The sequence below is a fragment of the Pseudomonas sp. LB3P25 genome (assembly GCF_054897985.1).
On sequence record NZ_CM142711.1, the window covers coordinates 5,236,680 to 5,254,532 of the forward strand.

The 17,853-nt window shown below is 60.9% G+C and carries 17 protein-coding genes; 5 read left to right on the top strand and 12 right to left on the bottom strand.

From position 1 onward, the window contains the following. The first annotated feature begins 163 nt into the window (after positions 1-163). A complete protein-coding gene (locus ACYZTW_RS24085; RefSeq protein WP_462002095.1) occupies positions 164-1,204 on the top strand; it encodes a patatin-like phospholipase family protein in 1,041 nt (346 codons plus the stop codon). Positions 1,205-1,319: 115 nt separating this feature from the next. Here ACYZTW_RS24085 and ACYZTW_RS24090 read toward each other — a convergent pair whose 3' ends face one another. From ACYZTW_RS24090 to kdpF, 6 genes are all read right to left on the bottom strand, one after another. Continuing rightward, positions 1,320-2,018 (bottom strand): response regulator, encoded by a 699-nt coding sequence (locus ACYZTW_RS24090; protein ID WP_462002096.1) that lies wholly within the window; start codon positions 2,016-2,018, stop codon positions 1,320-1,322. 68 nt (positions 2,019-2,086) lie between these two features. Further along, positions 2,087-4,732: an ATP-binding protein gene (locus tag ACYZTW_RS24095; RefSeq protein WP_462002097.1), complete on the bottom strand. Its 2,646-nt coding sequence runs from the start codon at positions 4,730-4,732 to the stop codon at positions 2,087-2,089. A 130-nt stretch (positions 4,733-4,862) separates the two neighbouring features. After that, complete coding sequence (gene kdpC / locus ACYZTW_RS24100) at positions 4,863-5,408, bottom strand: potassium-transporting ATPase subunit KdpC (RefSeq protein ID WP_462002098.1); 546 nt, start codon at positions 5,406-5,408, stop codon at positions 4,863-4,865. Positions 5,409-5,634: 226 nt separating this feature from the next. Then, positions 5,635-7,692, bottom strand: coding sequence for a potassium-transporting ATPase subunit KdpB (gene kdpB / locus ACYZTW_RS24105; protein ID WP_462002099.1), 2,058 nt, complete (start codon positions 7,690-7,692; stop codon positions 5,635-5,637). A gap of 10 nt (positions 7,693-7,702) precedes the next feature. Next, entirely contained in the window at positions 7,703-9,397 is a 1,695-nt protein-coding gene (gene kdpA, locus ACYZTW_RS24110) for a potassium-transporting ATPase subunit KdpA (protein WP_462002100.1), read from the bottom strand. Positions 9,398-9,405: 8 nt separating this feature from the next. Further along, on the bottom strand, positions 9,406-9,495 hold the full coding sequence (gene kdpF, locus ACYZTW_RS24115) for a K(+)-transporting ATPase subunit F (RefSeq protein ID WP_007899818.1): 90 nt from the start codon (positions 9,493-9,495) through the stop codon (positions 9,406-9,408). 286 nt (positions 9,496-9,781) lie between these two features. Between kdpF and rfbC the strand changes: the two genes are divergently transcribed. The 3 genes from rfbC (at position 9,782) to ACYZTW_RS24130 (ending at position 12,291) form a co-directional block, all read left to right on the top strand. Next, the gene (gene rfbC / locus ACYZTW_RS24120; RefSeq protein WP_462002101.1) at positions 9,782-10,327 is read left to right on the top strand and encodes a dTDP-4-dehydrorhamnose 3,5-epimerase; all 546 of its coding nucleotides are present in this window, start codon (positions 9,782-9,784) and stop codon (positions 10,325-10,327) included. A gap of 293 nt (positions 10,328-10,620) precedes the next feature. Continuing rightward, entirely contained in the window at positions 10,621-11,985 is a 1,365-nt protein-coding gene (gene eat, locus ACYZTW_RS24125; protein ID WP_462002102.1) for an ethanolamine permease, read from the top strand. 138 nt (positions 11,986-12,123) lie between these two features. Next, positions 12,124-12,291, top strand: a complete 168-nt coding sequence (locus ACYZTW_RS24130; protein ID WP_010461642.1) for a DUF2897 family protein — start codon at positions 12,124-12,126, stop codon at positions 12,289-12,291. A 214-nt stretch (positions 12,292-12,505) separates the two neighbouring features. On the opposite strand, the gene ACYZTW_RS24135 is transcribed toward ACYZTW_RS24130, so the two are convergent. After that, entirely contained in the window at positions 12,506-13,354 is an 849-nt protein-coding gene (locus ACYZTW_RS24135; protein WP_462002103.1) for an urea carboxylase-associated family protein, read from the bottom strand. Positions 13,355-13,369: 15 nt separating this feature from the next. Next, positions 13,370-14,023 carry a GntR family transcriptional regulator gene (locus tag ACYZTW_RS24140; protein ID WP_462002104.1) on the bottom strand — a complete coding sequence of 218 codons (654 nt, stop codon included), beginning with the start codon at positions 14,021-14,023 and terminating at the stop codon, positions 13,370-13,372. Between the two features lie 175 nt (positions 14,024-14,198). Between ACYZTW_RS24140 and ACYZTW_RS24145 the strand changes: the two genes are divergently transcribed. After that, positions 14,199-14,759, top strand: a complete 561-nt coding sequence (locus tag ACYZTW_RS24145) for a TetR/AcrR family transcriptional regulator (RefSeq protein WP_462002105.1) — start codon at positions 14,199-14,201, stop codon at positions 14,757-14,759. On the opposite strand, the gene fabF is transcribed toward ACYZTW_RS24145, so the two are convergent. From fabF to ACYZTW_RS24165, 4 genes are all read right to left on the bottom strand, one after another. Further along, on the bottom strand, positions 14,756-16,030 hold the full coding sequence (fabF, locus tag ACYZTW_RS24150) for a beta-ketoacyl-ACP synthase II (RefSeq protein ID WP_462002106.1): 1,275 nt from the start codon (positions 16,028-16,030) through the stop codon (positions 14,756-14,758). The genes ACYZTW_RS24145 and fabF overlap by 4 nt on opposite strands. A gap of 32 nt (positions 16,031-16,062) precedes the next feature. After that, a complete protein-coding gene (locus tag ACYZTW_RS24155; protein ID WP_462002107.1) occupies positions 16,063-16,857 on the bottom strand; it encodes an SDR family NAD(P)-dependent oxidoreductase in 795 nt (264 codons plus the stop codon). Between the two features lie 206 nt (positions 16,858-17,063). Next, on the bottom strand, positions 17,064-17,399 hold the full coding sequence (locus ACYZTW_RS24160; protein WP_462002108.1) for a ComEA family DNA-binding protein: 336 nt from the start codon (positions 17,397-17,399) through the stop codon (positions 17,064-17,066). Between the two features lie 182 nt (positions 17,400-17,581). Then, on the bottom strand, positions 17,582-17,824 hold the full coding sequence (locus ACYZTW_RS24165; protein ID WP_462005883.1) for a hypothetical protein: 243 nt from the start codon (positions 17,822-17,824) through the stop codon (positions 17,582-17,584). Positions 17,825-17,853: the final 29 nt, after the last annotated feature.

Sequence of the window (17,853 nt, forward strand, 5' to 3'; positions counted from 1 at the left end):
AGTGCCTTGGTCCCGCCGCGGAAACACTAGCGCTCGCGAGAATACCCATCTGCCGCCATAGAGTGTCGAAAAAACGACGCCCTCGCCTCACGGAACGACCTTAGCGATTGAAGCGCGCCCCTCGATGGGTGCATTGTTGAACCTTGTCAGACGAGGGCGATTCATGAAAAAGCGTGTCGCACTGGTGCTGGGCTCAGGTGGGGCCCGGGGCTACGCCCATATCGGGGTCATTGAAGAGATCGAACGGCGTGGCTACGACATCGCCTGCATCGCCGGATGCTCCATGGGCGCGGTGGTCGGCGGGATCTATGCCGCCGGCAAACTCGATGATTATCGTGAGTGGATTGAAAGCCTGGACTACCTCGACGTCTTGCGTCTGGTGGACGTCAGTTTTCGTCTGGGCGCGATTCGCGGGGAGAAGGTCTTCGGGCAGATCCGCAAGATCGTCGGCGAGATCAATATCGAAGACCTGCGCATCCCCTACACGGCGGTGGCCACCGACCTGACCAACCAACAGGAAATCTGGTTTCAGGAGGGTTGCCTGCACCAGGCCATGCGCGCCTCGGCGGCGATTCCCAGCCTGTTTACCCCGGTGATGCAGGGCAACCGCATGCTGGTGGACGGCGGCATCCTTAACCCTTTACCGATCGTGCCGGTGGTGTCGAGTCATTGCGACCTGATCATCGCGGTCAACCTCAACTCCACCAACCAGCGTCACTATCAACTGCCAGTGATCCAGCGCCCGGCAGCGTTCAGGACCCGCTTCGACAGCCTGATCAACTCGCTCGGTTCTAAATTGCCCTTCCGCCGCAAACAGGCGGAACAATTGCTGCTGCTGGAAAAGGAAGCGTTGATGGCAGAAGCGGCCGAGATCAACCCCTGGGTCGAATCCGCCGAACCCGAAGCCCAGCAACCGGCTGCCGCCCCTGAACGCGACGGCGCGCCGAAGTCCGCCACCGGCTCGTTCATCATCGATAACGTCGGCCCGGCCTCTTTACTGGACCTGATCAACCAGAGTTTCGAGGTGATGCAAACCTCATTGGCGCAGTACAAGATCGCCGGTTATCCGCCGGATATTTTGATCAACGTGCCAAAGCGGGTGTGCCGGTTTTTCGAGTTCTACAAGGCACCGGAATTGATCGCGCTGGGGCGGGAGATTGCGCGCGATACCTTGGATAGGTATGAAAATGAACGGGAGTCCTGAACTTCCAGGGTGAATGTCAGGGCCCCTTCGCGAGCAGGCTCGCTCCCACATTGGAATGCATATCCCTGTGGGAGCGAGCCTGCTCGCGAAGGGGCCGGAACTTTCAACACTAGAACTAAAGACTACCCTCACTCAAAAGCCGATACCCGACCCCCGCCTCGGTGACGATGAACCGCGGCTGCGTCGGATCATCCGCCAGTTTCTGGCGCAGGTGCCCGACCACAATCCGCAGGTAGTGACTGTCTTCGGTATGAGTCGGCCCCCAAATATCCTTGAGCAGTTGCTGCTGGGTGATGACCCGCCCCGGATACCGCGCCAGTTGCGCCAGCACCGCGTATTCCTTGCGGGTCAGCGCGACTTCGGTGCCATCGAGCAACACCCGGCGATACGCCAGATCCACGGTCAACGGGCCGAACGTCAGCGCCGCGGGTTGCGCTTCTCCCGCCGGCGCCTGACGCAACAAGGCTCGAACCCGGGCCAGAAATTCCTGAATACCAAACGGTTTGGTCACGTAGTCGTTGGCCCCGTTGTCGAGCGCTTCGACTTTCTGCCCCTCACTGGCGCGCACCGAGAGCACCAGCACCGGCACCGTGGACCACTCGCGAAACTCGCGCAGCACTTGTTGGCCGTCCATGTCCGGCAGGCCGAGGTCGAGTACCAGCAGGTCCGGTTTATTCAGTGCAGCCTGGGCCAGACCTTCGGTGCCGGTGCCAGCCTCCAGCACTTTGTAGCCCTGGGAGGCGAGGCTGATGCGCAGGAATTTGCGGATCTGCGGTTCGTCGTCGATGACCAAAATGGTCGCGGTCTGGCTCATGAATTCACATCAACACAAAGAAGTGGCAAGAGAGTAGCGCAAGCGCGATCAGGCTTCACTTTCGGCTCTTAATTTTCAAAGGCCGGCTGAGCCTGCAACGGCAGGTGCAAGGTGATGCAGGTGCCCCGCCCTTCGATGCCATCGGCAACGCTGATTCGCCCGCCATGGGCACCGACCATGCCCTGACAGATCGCCAGCCCCAGACCGGTCCCCTGCCCGCCACGATCACCGCGCGCGGCGGTGTAGAACATGTCGAAAATCTTCGCCCGCTCTTCCTGCGGAATCCCCGGCCCCTCATCGCTCACCGAAAAAAACAGTTCGCTGTCATCGGCTCCGGCGCGCAATTGCAGCCGGCCGTGAGGCGGTGAAAAACGCGCGGCGTTTTCCAGCACGTTGACCAGCGCCTGTTCGATCAGCGCGGCGTGGACATAAAGCAGCGGCAATTCCGGCGGCACTTCGGTGGTCACCTGCAACGGCGCCAGCACGGCGCGCAGACGATTGAGCGAACTGCCGACGATGTCGGCCGGCGACACCCAGTCCCGCGCCAGCTTCAGCGCGCCGTGGCCGAGGCGAGTCATGTCCAACAGATTCTGAATGTAGCGATCGAGGCGCTCGGCTTCATCGCGAGTGCCTTCGAGCAGTTCGCGGCGATCCTCCAGCGGGATCGCTTCACCGAGGGCCAACAGGCTGTCGATGCTGCCGCGCATGGAGGTCAGCGGCGTGCGCAAATCGTGGGACACCGAGGCCAGCAAGGCACTGCGCAGTTGCTCGGTTTCGCCGTGCAGTCGGGCGGCTTCGAGGTCTTCGGCCAATTGCGCACGGGCCAGCGCCTGGGCCAGCGGTTGGCTCAGCGCGGTCAACAAACGCCGACGCTGACCGCTCAAGCTCTGCCCCTCTTTGGCACACACGCCGAGCAGCGCCAGCGGCCCGTCTTCCACCGACAACGGCCACCACCACCAACGTCCGAACGGCAGCGTGCCGGTGCCCGCGCCGGCCGGTTGATCGTGTTGCCAGGCCCAATCGGCGGCAGCGCGCTCGGCTTCGGAAAACTCCAGCGGGCCACCGGTTTCGACTTTCCAGCCGCCCTGCCCGTCTTGATTGAGCAGACAGAGTTGCAGATCACTCCAGCCATTGAGGTGCTGGGCCGCTGCGCTGACCACCGCCTGGCGGTCGGTGGCGGCCGTGAGTTTGCGTGACAGGTCGAGCAGTTCGGTGGTCTCTTCCTGAGTGTCGCGCAGCGCCTGCAATTGCCGCCGCTGCCGGGCCGCGAGATTACCGGTCAGCGCTGCCATCAGCAGGAAAAACAGCAAGGTCAGCACGTCTTCTTCGCGCTGGATGCTGAAGGAGAAATTCGGCGGGATGAACAGAAAGTCATAGGTCAGAAACGACAGCGCCGCACAGGCCAGCGCCGGGCCGAGGCTGCTGCGCACCGCCACCAGCAACACCGCAGCGAGGAACACCAGCGAGATATTGGGCAGCGGCAAAACACTCGCCACCGCCCAGGCCAAGGCACTGGCGAACACCGTCGCCACCAGCGCCAGCGCGTAGTCGAACCACACCAGTGACTGCGCCGAACGCTGACGCGGCTGATACTGTTCGTGATCGCTGTCGAGGACGTTGATTTCCAGCCCGCGCGCATCGCGCAGCAACCGTGACGCCAGACCGCCGCCGAACAACCGTCGACGCAAACGCTGCCGGGACTGACCGACCAACACCAGACTCGCGCGGCGTTCTGCGGCGTGCTGGATCAGGGTTTTTGCCACCTCACCGGCCCGCAACAACACCACTTCGCCACCGAGGCGTTCGGCCAATTGCTGGGCACTTTGCAGACGCAGCCGCGACTGCTCGTCGCGCACACTGCCGTTGTCCACATGCACCAGGCTCCACGGCAAATGCCGACGCTGAGCGACGCGACTGGCATGACGCACCAGACGCTCGGCCTGTGCATCGCCATCGACACCGACCAACAGGCGACCGCGCACCGCCGGCGCCGCTTGGCCGAGCTGGCGATAGCCCTGGGCCAAATCATCATCGACCTGAGCGGCGGCGGTTTGCATCGCCAGCTCGCGCAGGGCCGTGAGGTTGGTCTGGGTGAAGAAGGCATCGATCGCCGCCCTCGCCTGCTCCGGCACGTAGACCTTGCCATCGCGCAAGCGCTCCAGCAGCTCGCGCGGTGGCAAGTCGATCAGTAGCAGTTCGTAGGCTTCTTGCAGCACCCAGTCCGGCAGAGTTTCGCGGACCTGCACGCCCGTGATGCCACGCACTTTGTCGTTAAGACTTTCCAGGTGCTGGACGTTGACCGTGGTGAACACGTCGATGCCCGCGGCGAGCAGTTCCTGAATGTCTTGCCAGCGTTTGGTGTGGCGACTGCCGGGCGCGTTGCTGTGGGCCAGTTCGTCCACCAGCACCAGTTTCGGTTTGGCTGCGAGCAAGCCGTCGAGGTCCATTTCTTCGAGCATCACGCCACGGTATTCCGAACGCACCAACGGCTGCTGCGGCAAGCCGCCGAGCAGCGCTTCGGTTTCGGCGCGGCCATGGGTTTCGACCACGCCGGCAATGACTTTCACGCCTTGGCGCAGTTGGGTGTGGGCGGCCTGGAGCATGGCGTAGGTCTTGCCGACACCGGGTGCGGCGCCGAGGAAAACCTTGAGCCGGCCACGGCCGTCGCGGGGCAGGTCTGCTAACAGCGCGTCGGCGCGGCCGGAGTCACTCATGCTTGAAGTTCTCTTTTTTCAGGTATTGATGTGGTGATTATTCGGCCGTCTTCGCGAGCAGGCTCGCTCCCACATTGGAATGCACTCTCCTGTGGGAGCGAGCCTGCTCGCGAATGGCGGCGCCACCGATTTACAGGTTTTCCAGCGCGATGTTCAAGGCCAGCACATTCACCACTGGCGGCCCCACCAGCGGCTGCTCAATATGCGCATCCATCAACTGCTGAAGCGTAGACACCGGCAGATTGCGCGCCGCCGCAACACGCGCCAGTTGATAGGCAATCGCGGCCGGTGGCAAGTGTGGATCGAGGCCGCTGCCGGAGGTGGTGACCATCGCCAATGGCACCGGCCCCTGGCCAGGCACCAGCAGTTTGTTGGCATCGTCGATCACCCGAGTGGCCAGGGCCGGGTTACTCGGCGAAAGGTTGCTGGCACTGCTCGACACGGTGGCAAAGGCACCGGCCGATGGCCGTGGATGGAACCAGGCGTCGCCGACGAAATCCTGCGCAATCAGCGACGAGCCACGGACCTTGCCGTCGGCGTCGTGTATGAGGCTGCCGTTGGCCTGGTCCGGGAATGCGACCTGGGCGACACCAGTGACGACCAGTGGATAGGCGACGCCGGTGATCAGGGTCATCAGGACGAGCAGGCTCAGGGCCGGGCGTATCATTGTGGACATTTCAGAATCCTCGAAATTGGGGAGTTTAAAACTGTGGTGTGTCATGGAGATCCACCCCTCACCCCAGCCCTCTCCCCACGGGGCGAGGGGGAAAGGGGGCCGATCTTTGTGCTGTTCAAAACCTGAGTTCGACTCGGTTTTTCAGGTCGATGTAGCTCCAAGAACACCTCGATCAGTCCCCTCTACCCCCTGGGGAGAGGGTTAGGGTGAGGGGGCGATCCCAAGGTCAAACCAAATGCAGTGCAGTGAGCAGCATGTCGATCGCCTTGATCCCCACAAACGGCACCAAAATCCCGCCCAATCCATAGATCAACAGATTGCGTCGCAACAACGCCGCCGCACTCGCCGCCTGCACCCGCACACCACGCAATGCCAATGGAATCAGCACCACAATGATCAAGGCGTTGAACACAATCGCTGACAGAATCGCGCTCTGCGGACTGCTCAGGTGCATGACGTTCAGCACACCCAATTGCGGGTAAATCGAAGCGAACAGCGCCGGCAGGATCGCGAAGTATTTGGCCACGTCGTTGGCGATGGAAAACGTCGTCAACGCACCGCGGGTCACCAACAATTCCTTACCGATTTGCACCACGTCCAGCAGCTTGGTCGGATCGCTGTCGAGGTCGACCATGTTCGCCGCCTCGCGTGCCGCTTGCGTCCCGTCGTTCATCGCCATGCCCACGTCCGCCTGGGCCAGGGCCGGGGCGTCGTTGGCACCGTCGCCGCACATGGCGACCAGGCGACCGTCGTTCTGCTCGTGGCGAATGCGCGCCAGTTTTTTCTCCGGTGTGGCTTCGGCCAGCACGTCATCAACGCCCGCTTCCGCCGCAATCGCCGCAGCGGTCAGCGGGTTGTCGCCGGTCACCATGACGGTGCGGATGCCCAGTTTGCGCAGCTCGGCAAATCGCTCGCGGATGCCGGGTTTGACCACGTCCTTGAGGTGGATCGCGCCGAGCAATTTACCCTCGGCGCAGACCAGCAACGGGGTGCCGCCGCTCTGGGCGATCTTGTCGATTTCCCGGGACAGCGGCACGGCCAGGTCGGCGCGTTTCAGGCCGACGAAGGCCAGCAACGAATCCACTGCGCCTTTGCGATACACGCGGCCCTGATAGTCGACACCGGACAAACGCGTCTCGGCGCTGAACGGTACGGCGGTGAGCAACTCGGTGGCCGGCTCAGGTTGTGGCTGAGTGCCGCGCAGGTACTCGACGATGGATTTACCTTCAGCGGTGTCATCAGCCAGCGAGGCGAACAATGCACCCTCCGCGAGTTCCTTGGCAGTGACGCCAGGTGCCGGATAAACCGCGGTGCAACGACGGTTACCGAAGGTGATGGTGCCGGTCTTGTCCAGCAGCAGGACATGTACGTCCCCCGCCGCTTCCACGGCGCGACCAGATTTGGCGATCACATTCAGGCGCACCAGACGGTCCATCCCGGCGATACCGATGGCCGACAACAGACCGCCAATGGTGGTCGGAATCAGCGTGACCAATAACGCCACCAGGAACACCAGCGGCAGGCTGCCGTTGGCGAAGTGGGCGAACGGTTGCAGGGTGACGACCACCAGCAGGAAGATCAGGGTCAGGCCGATCAGCAGGATGTCGAGCGCCACTTCGTTCGGGGTTTTCTGGCGTTTGGCGCCTTCGACCAGGGCGATCATGCGATCGAGTGTCGACTCGCCCGGGTTGGCGGTGATGCGCACCAGCAGCCAGTCGGAGACCAGGCGAGTATTGCCGGTGACGGCCGAACGGTCGCCGCCGGATTCGCGAATCACCGGCGCGGATTCACCGGTAATCGCCGCTTCGTTGACCGCTGCGATACCTTCAATCACCTCGCCGTCACCGGGGATCATTTCCCCCGCTTCAACGCGCACCACATCGCCCTTGCGCAGGCTGGTGGCCGGCACCACTTGAAAGGCGCCGTTGCTGGTTTTGCGCCGGGCACTCAAACCTTCGCTACCGGCCTTGAGGCTGTCGGCGCGGGCCTTGCCGCGACCTTCGGCCAACGCTTCGGCGAAGTTGGCGAACAGCACGGTGAACCACAACCACAAGGCGATTTGCGCGGCGACAAAGGTTGGCACGCTGCTGTCGGGAATGAAGCACAGCACGGTGGTCAGGATCGCGGTCAGTTCGACCACCAGCATCACCGGCGCACGCTGCAATTGCCGTGGGTCGAGCTTGACGAAGGCTTGCACCAGCGCCGGACGCCAGAGGGCCGAGATCGCGGTTTTCGGTTGTTCCGGCGCCTTGACGGTGGCGGCTTTAGTTGCGGGCATATTCATTATCAGATCCTCAGAAGCCCAAGCTCAAATGTTCGGCAATAGGACCCAACGCCAGGGTCGGCAGAAAGGTCAGGCCACCCACCAGCAAAATGGTCACGGTCAGCAGCGTCACGAACAGCGGGCCATGGGTCGGGAAGCTGTTCTGGCCGATCGGCGCGGTTTTCTTCATCGCCAGGCTGCCGGCCAGGGCCAGTACCGGGAGGATGTAACCGAAGCGACCGATCAACATGCCCAGGCCCAGCATCAGGTTGTGGAACGCCGTGTTGGCACCGAAGCCGCCGAACGCCGAACCGTTGTTGGCACTGGCCGAGGTGTAGGCGTACAGCAACTGGCTGAAACCGTGGGCGCCAGGGTTGCTCACCGCCGCGACCGGGCCGGGCAGACTCGCGGCAATCGCGCCGAGTACCAGCACGCCGACCGGCATGACCAGCAAGGTCACCACCAGCAACTGGACTTCCTTGGCCTGGAGTTTCTTGCCGAGGTATTCCGGGGTGCGGCCGATCATCAGGCCGGCGAGGAACACCGCGATCAACACGTTCAGCAACATGCCGTAGAGCCCGGCACCGACGCCGCCGAAGATCACTTCGCCGACCATCATGTTGACCATCGCGACCATGCCGGTCAGCGGGTTGAGGCTGTCGTGCATGGCGTTGACCGAGCCGTTGGACGCCGCCGTGGTGGTCACCGACCACAGCACGGTGGCGGTGGTGCCGAAGCGCGCTTCCTTGCCTTCCTGCGGCGCGGTCTGTTCGACGGCGACGTTGTTCAGGGTCGGGTTCGGCTGGTATTCAGCCCACAGCGAGGTCGCGCCGCCGATCAGGAACAGCGCCAGCATGCAGGTGATGATCGCGCGGCTCTGACGCAGGTCTTTCACGTAGTGGCCGAAGGTGAACACCAGCGCCACCGGAATCAGAATGATCGAGCCGACTTCAAACAGGTTGCTCCACGCCGTCGGGTTCTCGAACGGGTGCGCCGAGTTGACGCCGAAGAAGCCACCTCCGTTGGTGCCCAGTTGCTTGATCGCAATCTGGCTGGCGGCCGGGCCAAGCGGGATCACCTGATCGACGCCTTGCATCGTCACCGCATTCACGTAGTGCGCGAAAGTTTGCGGCACGCCCTGCCAGACCAGATACAGCGCCAGCAACAAGCACAGCGGTAGCAGGCCGTAGAGGGTGGCGCGGGTCATGTCGACCCAGAAGTTGCCGAGGGTTTTGGTGGATTTGCGGCCGATGCCGCGACACAGGGCAACCAACACGGCGAGGCCGGTGGCGGCGCTGACGAAGTTCTGCACGGTGAGGCCGACCATCTGACTCAGGTAGCTGAGCGACGCTTCACCGCTGTAGGCCTGCCAGTTGGTGTTGGTCATGAAGCTGACGGCGGTGTTGAACGCCAGCGTCCACTCCTGACCCGGCAGGTTTTGCGGGTTCAGTGGCAAGTGGTCCTGGAACAACAGAATCGCGAACAACAGCAAAAAGCCCGCGAGGTTGAAGGCGAGCAAGGCCAGGGTGTATTTCTGCCAGCTCTGTTCAACCTGCGGATCTACGCCGGCCACCCGATAACACCCGCGCTCCACCGGTCCGAAAATCGGCGAAAGCCAGGTGCGCTGACCTTCCATCACCTTGTAGTAGAAGCGCCCCAGAAACGGTGCCGGGATCAGCACCAGAGCGAAGAAGGCGAGGATCAGCCAATAGTCATAACTGTGCATAGCCGCTCCTAGTTCCGGTCCGCGCGCAACAGCGCAACCAACAGATAAATGAACAGCCCCACTGCCAGTAGCAGTGACACCCCGTCCAGAACGCTCATGGAAGTTCTCCGTGTTACGGCGTATTGCCGCGTGTGGGGTCATTGTCGGGAGGGAGGCTGTAAAGGAGCGAGATCGAGGGTGTTGGCTGTGCATAAAGAAAGCGTAAAGAGTGGATTTACGCTAGGGTTACACGGTGACCGGACCGGCCTCTTCGCGAGCAAGTCCACCCCTCGCAAGGCTGGTTAAACCCGAGATGGTCGGGTATCTGTCCACACCTGCCTCTCGCGTCTGTGCGCACTTTGAGCAAGAATGTCGGCCATCGCCCCCTATTGCTGGAGAAACACCATGAAAGTAGTCACCACCGATCTGCCCGGTGTTCTGATAATCGAACCGAAGGTATTTGGTGATGAGCGAGGCTTCTTTTATGAGAGCTTTAATGCCAAGGCTTTTGAAGATGCGACTGGCCTAGCCACCCAATTCGTTCAGGACAATCATTCGCGCTCTCAAAAAGGCGTATTGCGTGGCCTGCATTACCAGCTAGAAAACACCCAAGGCAAATTGGTTCGTGTGACTGTAGGTGAAGTACTCGACGTAACCGTGGACATTCGCCGCAGCTCGCCGCATTTCGGCAAATGGGTCGCTGTGCGCCTGTCCGCCGAGAACCATCGCCAGCTTTGGGTTCCGGAAGGTTTCGCCCACGGTTTCGTGGTGTTGAGTGATTTCGCCGAGTTCCTCTACAAGACCACTAACTACTACAGCCCATCTGCCGAGCGCAGCATCCGTTGGGATGATCCGGACCTCGACATTGACTGGCAACTAGACGAAGCACCGCAAACGTCTGGAAAGGATCAAGCAGCGGCGTTCTTCAAAGACGCTGACGTCTTTCCCTGAGCCAGGCATCTGCGCCGTCAGGCACTAAGGCGTTGGTGTTCTGCCGTCTTCGCGAGCAGGCTCGCTCCCACACTGCATTTGTGAACAATGAAAATCCCCTGTGGGAGCGGGCTTGCTCGCGAAGGCGGCATTACGGCCAACAACGCTCCCAACTGGCGCACAAAAACCGCACATCCAGCACTGAACATCCCCGATACGACGTCTTTCTGCACTTTACGACCGCCTTCGCAACACTGGCACGCCCACTGCAAACACCCTCCCCCGAGCTTTCCAAACCGTTCAGGGAGCAACGCATGAACACACAACTCAAACCCACGCTGGGCACGCTGCACCTGTGGGGCATTGCGGTCGGGCTGGTGATTTCCGGTGAATACTTCGGCTGGAGTTACGGCTGGGGCGTGGCAGGCACACTCGGTTTTCTGGTGACGTCCTTTATGGTCGCCACCATGTACACCTGTTTCATCTTCAGTTTCACCGAGCTGACCACCGCGATTCCCCATGCCGGTGGTCCCTTTGCCTACAGCCGTCGCGCCTTTGGCGAGAAAGGCGGATTGGTCGCCGGGCTGGCGACGCTCATCGAATTCGTCTTTGCTCCGCCGGCCATTGCGCTGGCGATCGGTGCCTACCTTAACGTGCAATTTCCTGCCCTCGACCCGAAACACGCAGCGGTCGGCGCCTACATCGTGTTCATGGGCCTGAACATCCTAGGGGTGAAACTGGCGGCGACCTTCGAATTGGTGGTCTGTGTTCTCGCAGTGGCCGAACTGCTGGTATTCATGGGCGTGGTCGCTCCGGCGTTTAGTTTCAGCAACTTCGCACTGAATGGCTGGGCGGGTTCCGATGTGTTTGGCGCCCCGGCGATTGCCGGGATGTTCGCGGCGATTCCGTTCGCGATCTGGTTCTTCCTGGCCATCGAAGGCGCGGCCATGGCCGCCGAAGAAGCCAAGGATCCGAAACGCACCATTCCGAAGGCCTACATCAGCGGCATTCTGACGCTGGTTTTGCTGGCCATGGGCGTGATGTTCTTTGCTGGCGGCGTCGGTGACTGGCGCACCTTGTCGAACATCAACGATCCGCTGCCGCAAGCGATGAAAACCGTGGTCGGCGAAAGCTCTGGCTGGTTGCACATGCTGGTGTGGATCGGCCTGTTCGGCCTGGTGGCGAGTTTCCACGGAATCATCCTTGGCTACTCGCGGCAGTTCTTCGCCCTCGCCCGGGCCGGTTACCTGCCGGCATCCTTGGCCAAGTTGTCGCGCTTTCAGACGCCGCACCGGGCAATCATCGCCGGTGGCGTGATTGGCATTGCCGCGATCTACAGTGATGGTTTGATCAACCTGAGCGGCATGACGCTGACGGCGGCGATGATCACGATGGCGGTCTTCGGGGCGATCGTGATGTACATCATGAGCATGCTCAGCCTGTTCAAACTGCGCAAAACCGAACCGAATCTGGAGCGCACCTTTCGCGCGCCATGCTATCCGTTGGTGCCGTTCATTGCGCTGGTGCTGGCGGTGGTCTGTCTGGTGGCAATGGCCTGGTTCAACACGTTGATCGGGTTGATCTTCCTGGGCTTCATGGCGGTGGGTTTCGTGTACTTCATGCTGACGGCGCAGTTGCGTGCCGATGCGCCGGCGGACGCGATGCTGACCGGGCTATAAACAGGCGAAGTGTTGCTGTCATATCAGGCATAGAATGGAGTGACTGCGATGGAACCAGTGCGAAAATCCATCGCTCAAAGTTGTATGCACGATCGGTTGGCGAAACCCGCCAATCGGCCTGCCCTTAAGGAGAGCCCTATGCCCTGGTATGCCTGGTTAATTCTGGTCGTTGCAATCGGCTCGATCGTTGGTGGTTTGATGATGTTGCGTGACACCGCCAACAAGGTCGAACTGACCGAAGAGCAACGCAAACGCGTCGCTGAACGCAACGCGGAAGCGGATGCCAAGGATGCGCAGGACCGCTAAAACAAACTTCGCCAGCCAGGTCTGGCGAAAATCACCTGTAGCAGCTGGCGAAGCCTGCGTTCGGTTCGGGCCGCGTTCGGACGAAGCAGTCGTAATGTCAGCGAACGCGGTACGTCAGGTAGACCGCGTTAACAGGATTTGCGACTGCTGCGTCCGAACGCGGCCCGAACCGAACGCAGGCTTCGCCAGCTGCTACAGGTGGGTGTCGTTGCGGTTACTCCCACTCGGCCTTGGCAATGTGCAGGCCATGCAGTCCTTTATAGGCCGCTCGTTCCGGCTGGCTCCAGCCCTCAAGTAGCGAATCCTCCAACCGATAAATCCCCACCCCGAGCGGGCGACACACGCTTAGCGGATCCTGCGCATCCGGCCCCCACATGGCCAGCGACAGATCGCCGCCCGGACAGGTCGAGAGCGCACACAGCAGATCGATTTCGGCAAAGAATTCCAGGTAATCGCCCTTCTGCGCCGGACAGGCTTTCATGAAGTACATGTCATCGTGGTTCAGGCCCGTGCACTGGAAAATGTTCAGCACGTCATGCACGTCGAACTCGGTCAGCCCATGAGGCAGCACCGCGCGGGTCAGGTTCGAGTGGCAGTGATGATGGAAGTCTTCGCCGGTGAGCATTTTGTTCACATAGGGGTCGCAGCGGGTGCCGAGCAAATCGTGCAAGCGGCCGCCATGTTCGTCGATGCCGTAACCGGCCAAGCTGTCATCGGTGATGGTCACCAGCGGCCGCAAAAAAGGCAGGTTCGACCAGAGCCGGTCATGGGTGCTGACGTGAGCGCCCTGTAACTGACGGGTGCGTGCCGCCCACAAACGCTCCCGTGGATCGTTGGCATTCCAGACGTTGAAATCCCCGACTTGTGGCCCGACGGGCGTGGTCACGCGAAACACATGCCCGGCCGGCACCTTCCAGGCGCGACCGGTGCGGATCGGTACCTCGAACGCCTCAATCAGCGTACGCCCCTCCTTTGCATCGCGAATCCGCTCGTAGAAGGCTTTATCCACCTGCAAGGCCGAACCTTTGCTGACTTGATAGGCCGCCGGATAGTCTTTGTACATGGCACGAATCCTCGATCAGTGATGGGAAGATGGAGCAAGCATTTGCAACAGGAGGTGTTCGGAATCGTCGAGATACAGGCTCATGGCGTCCTCGGCCGCGCGCTTGTCGCCCTCGGCCAACAACTCATGGATCTGCCGGTCGCGCGCCAGCCAGGGCGCCTGAAAACGTGATTCATCGGGAGCGGTGCAAAACACCAGGCGCAATTGCGCGACGACGTTGGTGAAGAACTCATCGAACAGTGGACTGCGCAGCAATCCGACGATGTGTTGATGAAAGGCCAGGCTGTGGGTGCCGACGGCGCGCCAGTCTTCGCGCTCCCGGGCAAGCTCGGTGGCTTCCAGGGCTTCGAGCATCCGGTCGGATTGATAGTCGCGCAGCGGCTGGCTCGCGCTGATGGCCTGCAACTCCAGGGTGCGCCTGACGTTGAACAGATCCCGCACATCCTCGACGCCCAGCCTGCGTACCATCACGCCTTTGTTGCGCACATAACGGGTCAGACCTTCCTGCCCCAAGCGATGCAACGCTTCACGGATGGTATTGCGGGATGCGTTGTAGGCAAACACCAGATCGTTTTCCACCAAGGCCATGCCGGGCAGTAAACGGCCGCCAATGATGTCGGCGCGCAACTCAAGTGTGATGTGGTCGGCGAGGGACAGTCCGCTGTTCATACTCATTGCCTCGTGATTGTTCAACAATCGTCAGTTAATGAGTAATCACTATTCGTGCCATTTTTTACACAACGTTCTACCAAGATCGACGCATCTGCATGCTTTTTAGAAGTAGAAGTACAATCACCATCCCATTTTCATTGGTTAATATGGCGCATTGTTGCGGAGATACCCGATGCGTTACTCGCAGGACCATAAAGCCCAAACCCACCAACGCATCATCAAGGAAGCGTCAGCACGCTTTCGCCGCGATGGCATTGGCGCGACAGGTCTGCAACCGCTGATGAAAGCACTGGGCTTGACTCACGGCGGCTTCTACTCGCACTTCAAGTCCAAAGACGAACTGGTGGAAAAGGCTTTGCAAGCCGCAGGCGAGCAGGTCGATATCATTTACGCCGAGCTCTTCGCTCAGGATCGCCCGCTGGAAGCGTTCATCGACATCTATTTGTCCGAATGGCACCAGACTTCACCCGATGAAGGTTGCCCGTTGCCGACCATGTCATCGGAACTCGGCCTGCGCGGGCAGCAGAGCCCGACCACTGACGTAGTGCTCAACGCGCGGCTCAAACAAGTGCAAGGCACCCTTGAAGACGAGAAAGCCGCCGCCGACCAAAGCATCGTCATCATGTCGACGTTGGTCGGGGCGTTACTGCTGTCACGCAGTGTCGAGAATCCCGAGTTGGCTCAGCGGATTCTCGATGTGACCCGCGCCTATCTCAAACAGCCCCGGGACTAACCCTCCCAGCGCTTGAACAGCACGCTGGCATTCACCCCACCAAACCCGAAGCCATTGGACAGCGCGTATTCGATGGCCATCGGCCGTGCCTGACCGTGGACGATGTCCACACCTTTGGCAGCAGGGTCCGGGTTGTCGAAGTTGAGGGTGGCTGGCACGACCTGATCGCGAATCGCCAACAGCGTGAAGATCGCCTCGATACCGCCCGCTGCACCGAGCAAATGCCCGGTGGCCGATTTGGTCGATGTCACGGCGATTTTGTTATCCGTGCCGAACAACGCCTTGATGGCTGCCAACTCTCCCAAGTCTCCGACCGGCGTCGAGGTGGCGTGAGCATTGAGATGCTGCACCTGCGCCGGCGAAATGCCCGCCTGGGCCAACGCCAGCGACATCGCCCGTTGCGCACCGCTGCCATCCTCGGGCCCCGCCGTCAGGTGATAGGCGTCGGCGCTGGTGCCGTAACCGACCAGTTCCGCCAGCGGCTGAGCACCGCGGGCCAAGGCATGCTCCAGGGATTCAATCACCAGAAGGCCAGCGCCCTCCCCCATGACAAAGCCATCGCGGTCACTGTCGAACGGCCGCGAGGCTCGCTCCGGCGTGTCGTTGTAACCGCTGGACAAGGCACGAGCAGCGGCAAACCCGGCGAGACTGACTCGATCGATCGCCGCTTCTGCGCCACCACACACCGCAATGTCTGCCTCGCCACAACGAATCAGCCGCGCCGCATCGCCAATCGCCTGAACCCCGGCCGCGCAAGCCGTCACCGGCGCACCCAACGGGCCCTTGAAACCGTGCAGGATCGACACATGACCCGCAGCCAGATTGACCAGAAACGAAGGAATGGTGAACGGCGACAAGCGTCGCGGCCCACGGCTGTCCGTGGTGCGCACCGCGTCGGCTATTGCACCGAAACCACCCACGCCGGAACCGATAATGGTTGCAGTACGCTCCTGGGCATTGGCGTCCGCCGCTTGCCAACCGGCCTGCTCCAGCGCCTGACGCGCCGCTTCCATGGCGAACAGAATGAAGCGGTCCATCTTCTTCTGCTCTTTGGGCGCCGTCGCCCGGTCCGGGTCAAACCCCGCCTCGGGATCCTCAGCCAGCGTCGGCACTGCGCCACCGACCTTGGCCGGTAAATCGGCAACCACCTCGTCCGGCAAATTGCGCAACCCGGAACGCCCGGCCAACAGACGCGGCCAGACGGCTTCGACGCCAGAACCCAATGGCGACACCAGGCCCATGCCCGTTACAACTACTCGACGATCACTCATGCCGCAAATACCTCAAGCCGATTCATGACGCCTCACGTGTAACGCGTGGCGGCCTTACTTTTGGAAAGATTTGGCGCCAATACATGACGCGCCGCAACGAAGGCATCCCAGTCGGCCGCATCCGGCAACGAAGGAATGGTGATCAACTCACCCTGGTCCAGACCCGACAACGCCGCATCAACCATCTCCCCGGCTTCCATGACCATATCCGCCGGAATCTGGGTGGCGTCGATACCGGAGCGTTCCCAGATTTCGGTGCGTGTTACGCCTGGCAACACAGCCTGCACCTTGACCCCGGTGCCCTCCAGCTCGGCGTTCAGCGACTGAGTGAGACTTAACACATAGGCCTTGCTGGCGGTGTAAGTTGCGTTGAAGCGCTCAGGGAACAACGCCACCACTGATCCGATGTTGATGATCGTCCCCCGGCCCGCCTTGGCAAAACTGGCGGCCGCGGCCGAGGCCAACCGCGTGAGCGTTGTCACGTTCAGTTGAATCAACCGTTCCAGCTGATCCATGTCGGCATTGGCCAACAAACCATCCGCTGCAACACCGGCGTTGTTCAGTAACAGGCTGATACTCGAATCGCTGCGAAGACGCTGTTCAAGCTTCAGCACATCATCCTTTTGCGTCAGATCCGCCTTGAGCACCTCGACCTGAACGCCATGCTCGGCGCGCAATTTGGTAGCCGCCGCTTCCAGCCGCCCTTGATCACGGGCAACCAATAACAAATCAAAACCACGCGCCGCCAACCGCTCGGCGTAAATCGCACCGATACCGGAAGAAGCACCGGTGACGAGGGCTTTACCTTGAGACTGGACAGAATTCATGACTGTGCTCCTGGGAGATGCCTAAGGGAAGACAAGCGCCTGAGGCTCAGAACGCTTTGGCGGAAACCTGATTTATTATAGGCATAATCTGAGCGGCATATGATAGACGTAATTTTTCTCATGTCGACGGAAGGCGCACCGTCACAGCGTTCGCTAAAAAGCAAAAAGGCCGATCAATGACCGGCCCCTGGCGCTGACGTATAAGCTTAGTTCACCTCAAGCTTCTCGCGATTCTTATCCAGAATGGCTTTCCCGATTCCCTTCACTTCGAGCAACTCGTCCACGGACGCAAACGGCCCATTACTCTCACGATAGGCAACAATCGCCTTGGCCTTGGCCTCGCCCACACCAGACAACTCGCGCTGAAGGGTTGGCGCATCGGCCTGATTCAGATCGACCTTGCCGGACTGTGCCTTGGGAGAAACTTCCAGCACCAAGGGTGCATTACCAGCCTCGGGCTTGACCGCCGGCGCAGCAATGGCAGCAATAGAGGCGCTGGTGAGCAGGGCAAAAACCAGAGAGTAGAAATAGCCAGTACGCATAAATGACGCTCCATGACATCGATTGAGAAAGCAGCTTTTCCGAAGCTGCCTCCCAAACTTAGGCGATGTCTGGAGCCTGTCAAAAATGTGTCCGTTACAGGATGTGAAACAATCAGGGTTCGAGGCGACGTTGCTGGTAGATCCAGTCGAAGGGCCGCATGGCACGCTCGACCGTATTGCTATCAACCGGCAATCCGGGACAACTCCCGGCCGAACTTCTTCATGATCTTCCAGCCCGCGCTGATCTCTTCGCTGATCACATGCTTGCGGCAACCGCAGACACAGGTCAGTTCGTGTTCGGGCAGTTCGTGGATGACCTCGACACGCGGCAGCTCAGCCGACAATGGCTTGCGTTTGCCCGGTTTGCGCCACAGGTCAAAACCGTCGAGCAGCCAGTTCAGTTCCTGGACGCTCAGAATGATCACTTCGTCGCTGAGATCAGGCGAAGTTTTGA

Coding starts and splice junctions, on each gene's coding strand:
- ACYZTW_RS24085 (WP_462002095.1), top strand. CDS start 164: ATGAAAAAGCGTGTCGCACTGGTGCTGGGCTCAGGTGGGGCCCGGGGC.
- ACYZTW_RS24090 (WP_462002096.1), bottom strand. CDS start 2,018: ATGAGCCAGACCGCGACCATTTTGGTCATCGACGACGAACCGCAGATC.
- ACYZTW_RS24095 (WP_462002097.1), bottom strand. CDS start 4,732: ATGAGTGACTCCGGCCGCGCCGACGCGCTGTTAGCAGACCTGCCCCGC.
- kdpC (WP_462002098.1), bottom strand. CDS start 5,408: ATGTCCACAATGATACGCCCGGCCCTGAGCCTGCTCGTCCTGATGACC.
- kdpB (WP_462002099.1), bottom strand. CDS start 7,692: ATGAATATGCCCGCAACTAAAGCCGCCACCGTCAAGGCGCCGGAACAA.
- kdpA (WP_462002100.1), bottom strand. CDS start 9,397: ATGCACAGTTATGACTATTGGCTGATCCTCGCCTTCTTCGCTCTGGTG.
- kdpF (WP_007899818.1), bottom strand. CDS start 9,495: ATGAGCGTTCTGGACGGGGTGTCACTGCTACTGGCAGTGGGGCTGTTC.
- rfbC (WP_462002101.1), top strand. CDS start 9,782: ATGAAAGTAGTCACCACCGATCTGCCCGGTGTTCTGATAATCGAACCG.
- eat (WP_462002102.1), top strand. CDS start 10,621: ATGAACACACAACTCAAACCCACGCTGGGCACGCTGCACCTGTGGGGC.
- ACYZTW_RS24130 (WP_010461642.1), top strand. CDS start 12,124: ATGCCCTGGTATGCCTGGTTAATTCTGGTCGTTGCAATCGGCTCGATC.
- ACYZTW_RS24135 (WP_462002103.1), bottom strand. CDS start 13,354: ATGTACAAAGACTATCCGGCGGCCTATCAAGTCAGCAAAGGTTCGGCC.
- ACYZTW_RS24140 (WP_462002104.1), bottom strand. CDS start 14,023: ATGAACAGCGGACTGTCCCTCGCCGACCACATCACACTTGAGTTGCGC.
- ACYZTW_RS24145 (WP_462002105.1), top strand. CDS start 14,199: ATGCGTTACTCGCAGGACCATAAAGCCCAAACCCACCAACGCATCATC.
- fabF (WP_462002106.1), bottom strand. CDS start 16,030: ATGAGTGATCGTCGAGTAGTTGTAACGGGCATGGGCCTGGTGTCGCCA.
- ACYZTW_RS24155 (WP_462002107.1), bottom strand. CDS start 16,857: ATGAATTCTGTCCAGTCTCAAGGTAAAGCCCTCGTCACCGGTGCTTCT.
- ACYZTW_RS24160 (WP_462002108.1), bottom strand. CDS start 17,399: ATGCGTACTGGCTATTTCTACTCTCTGGTTTTTGCCCTGCTCACCAGC.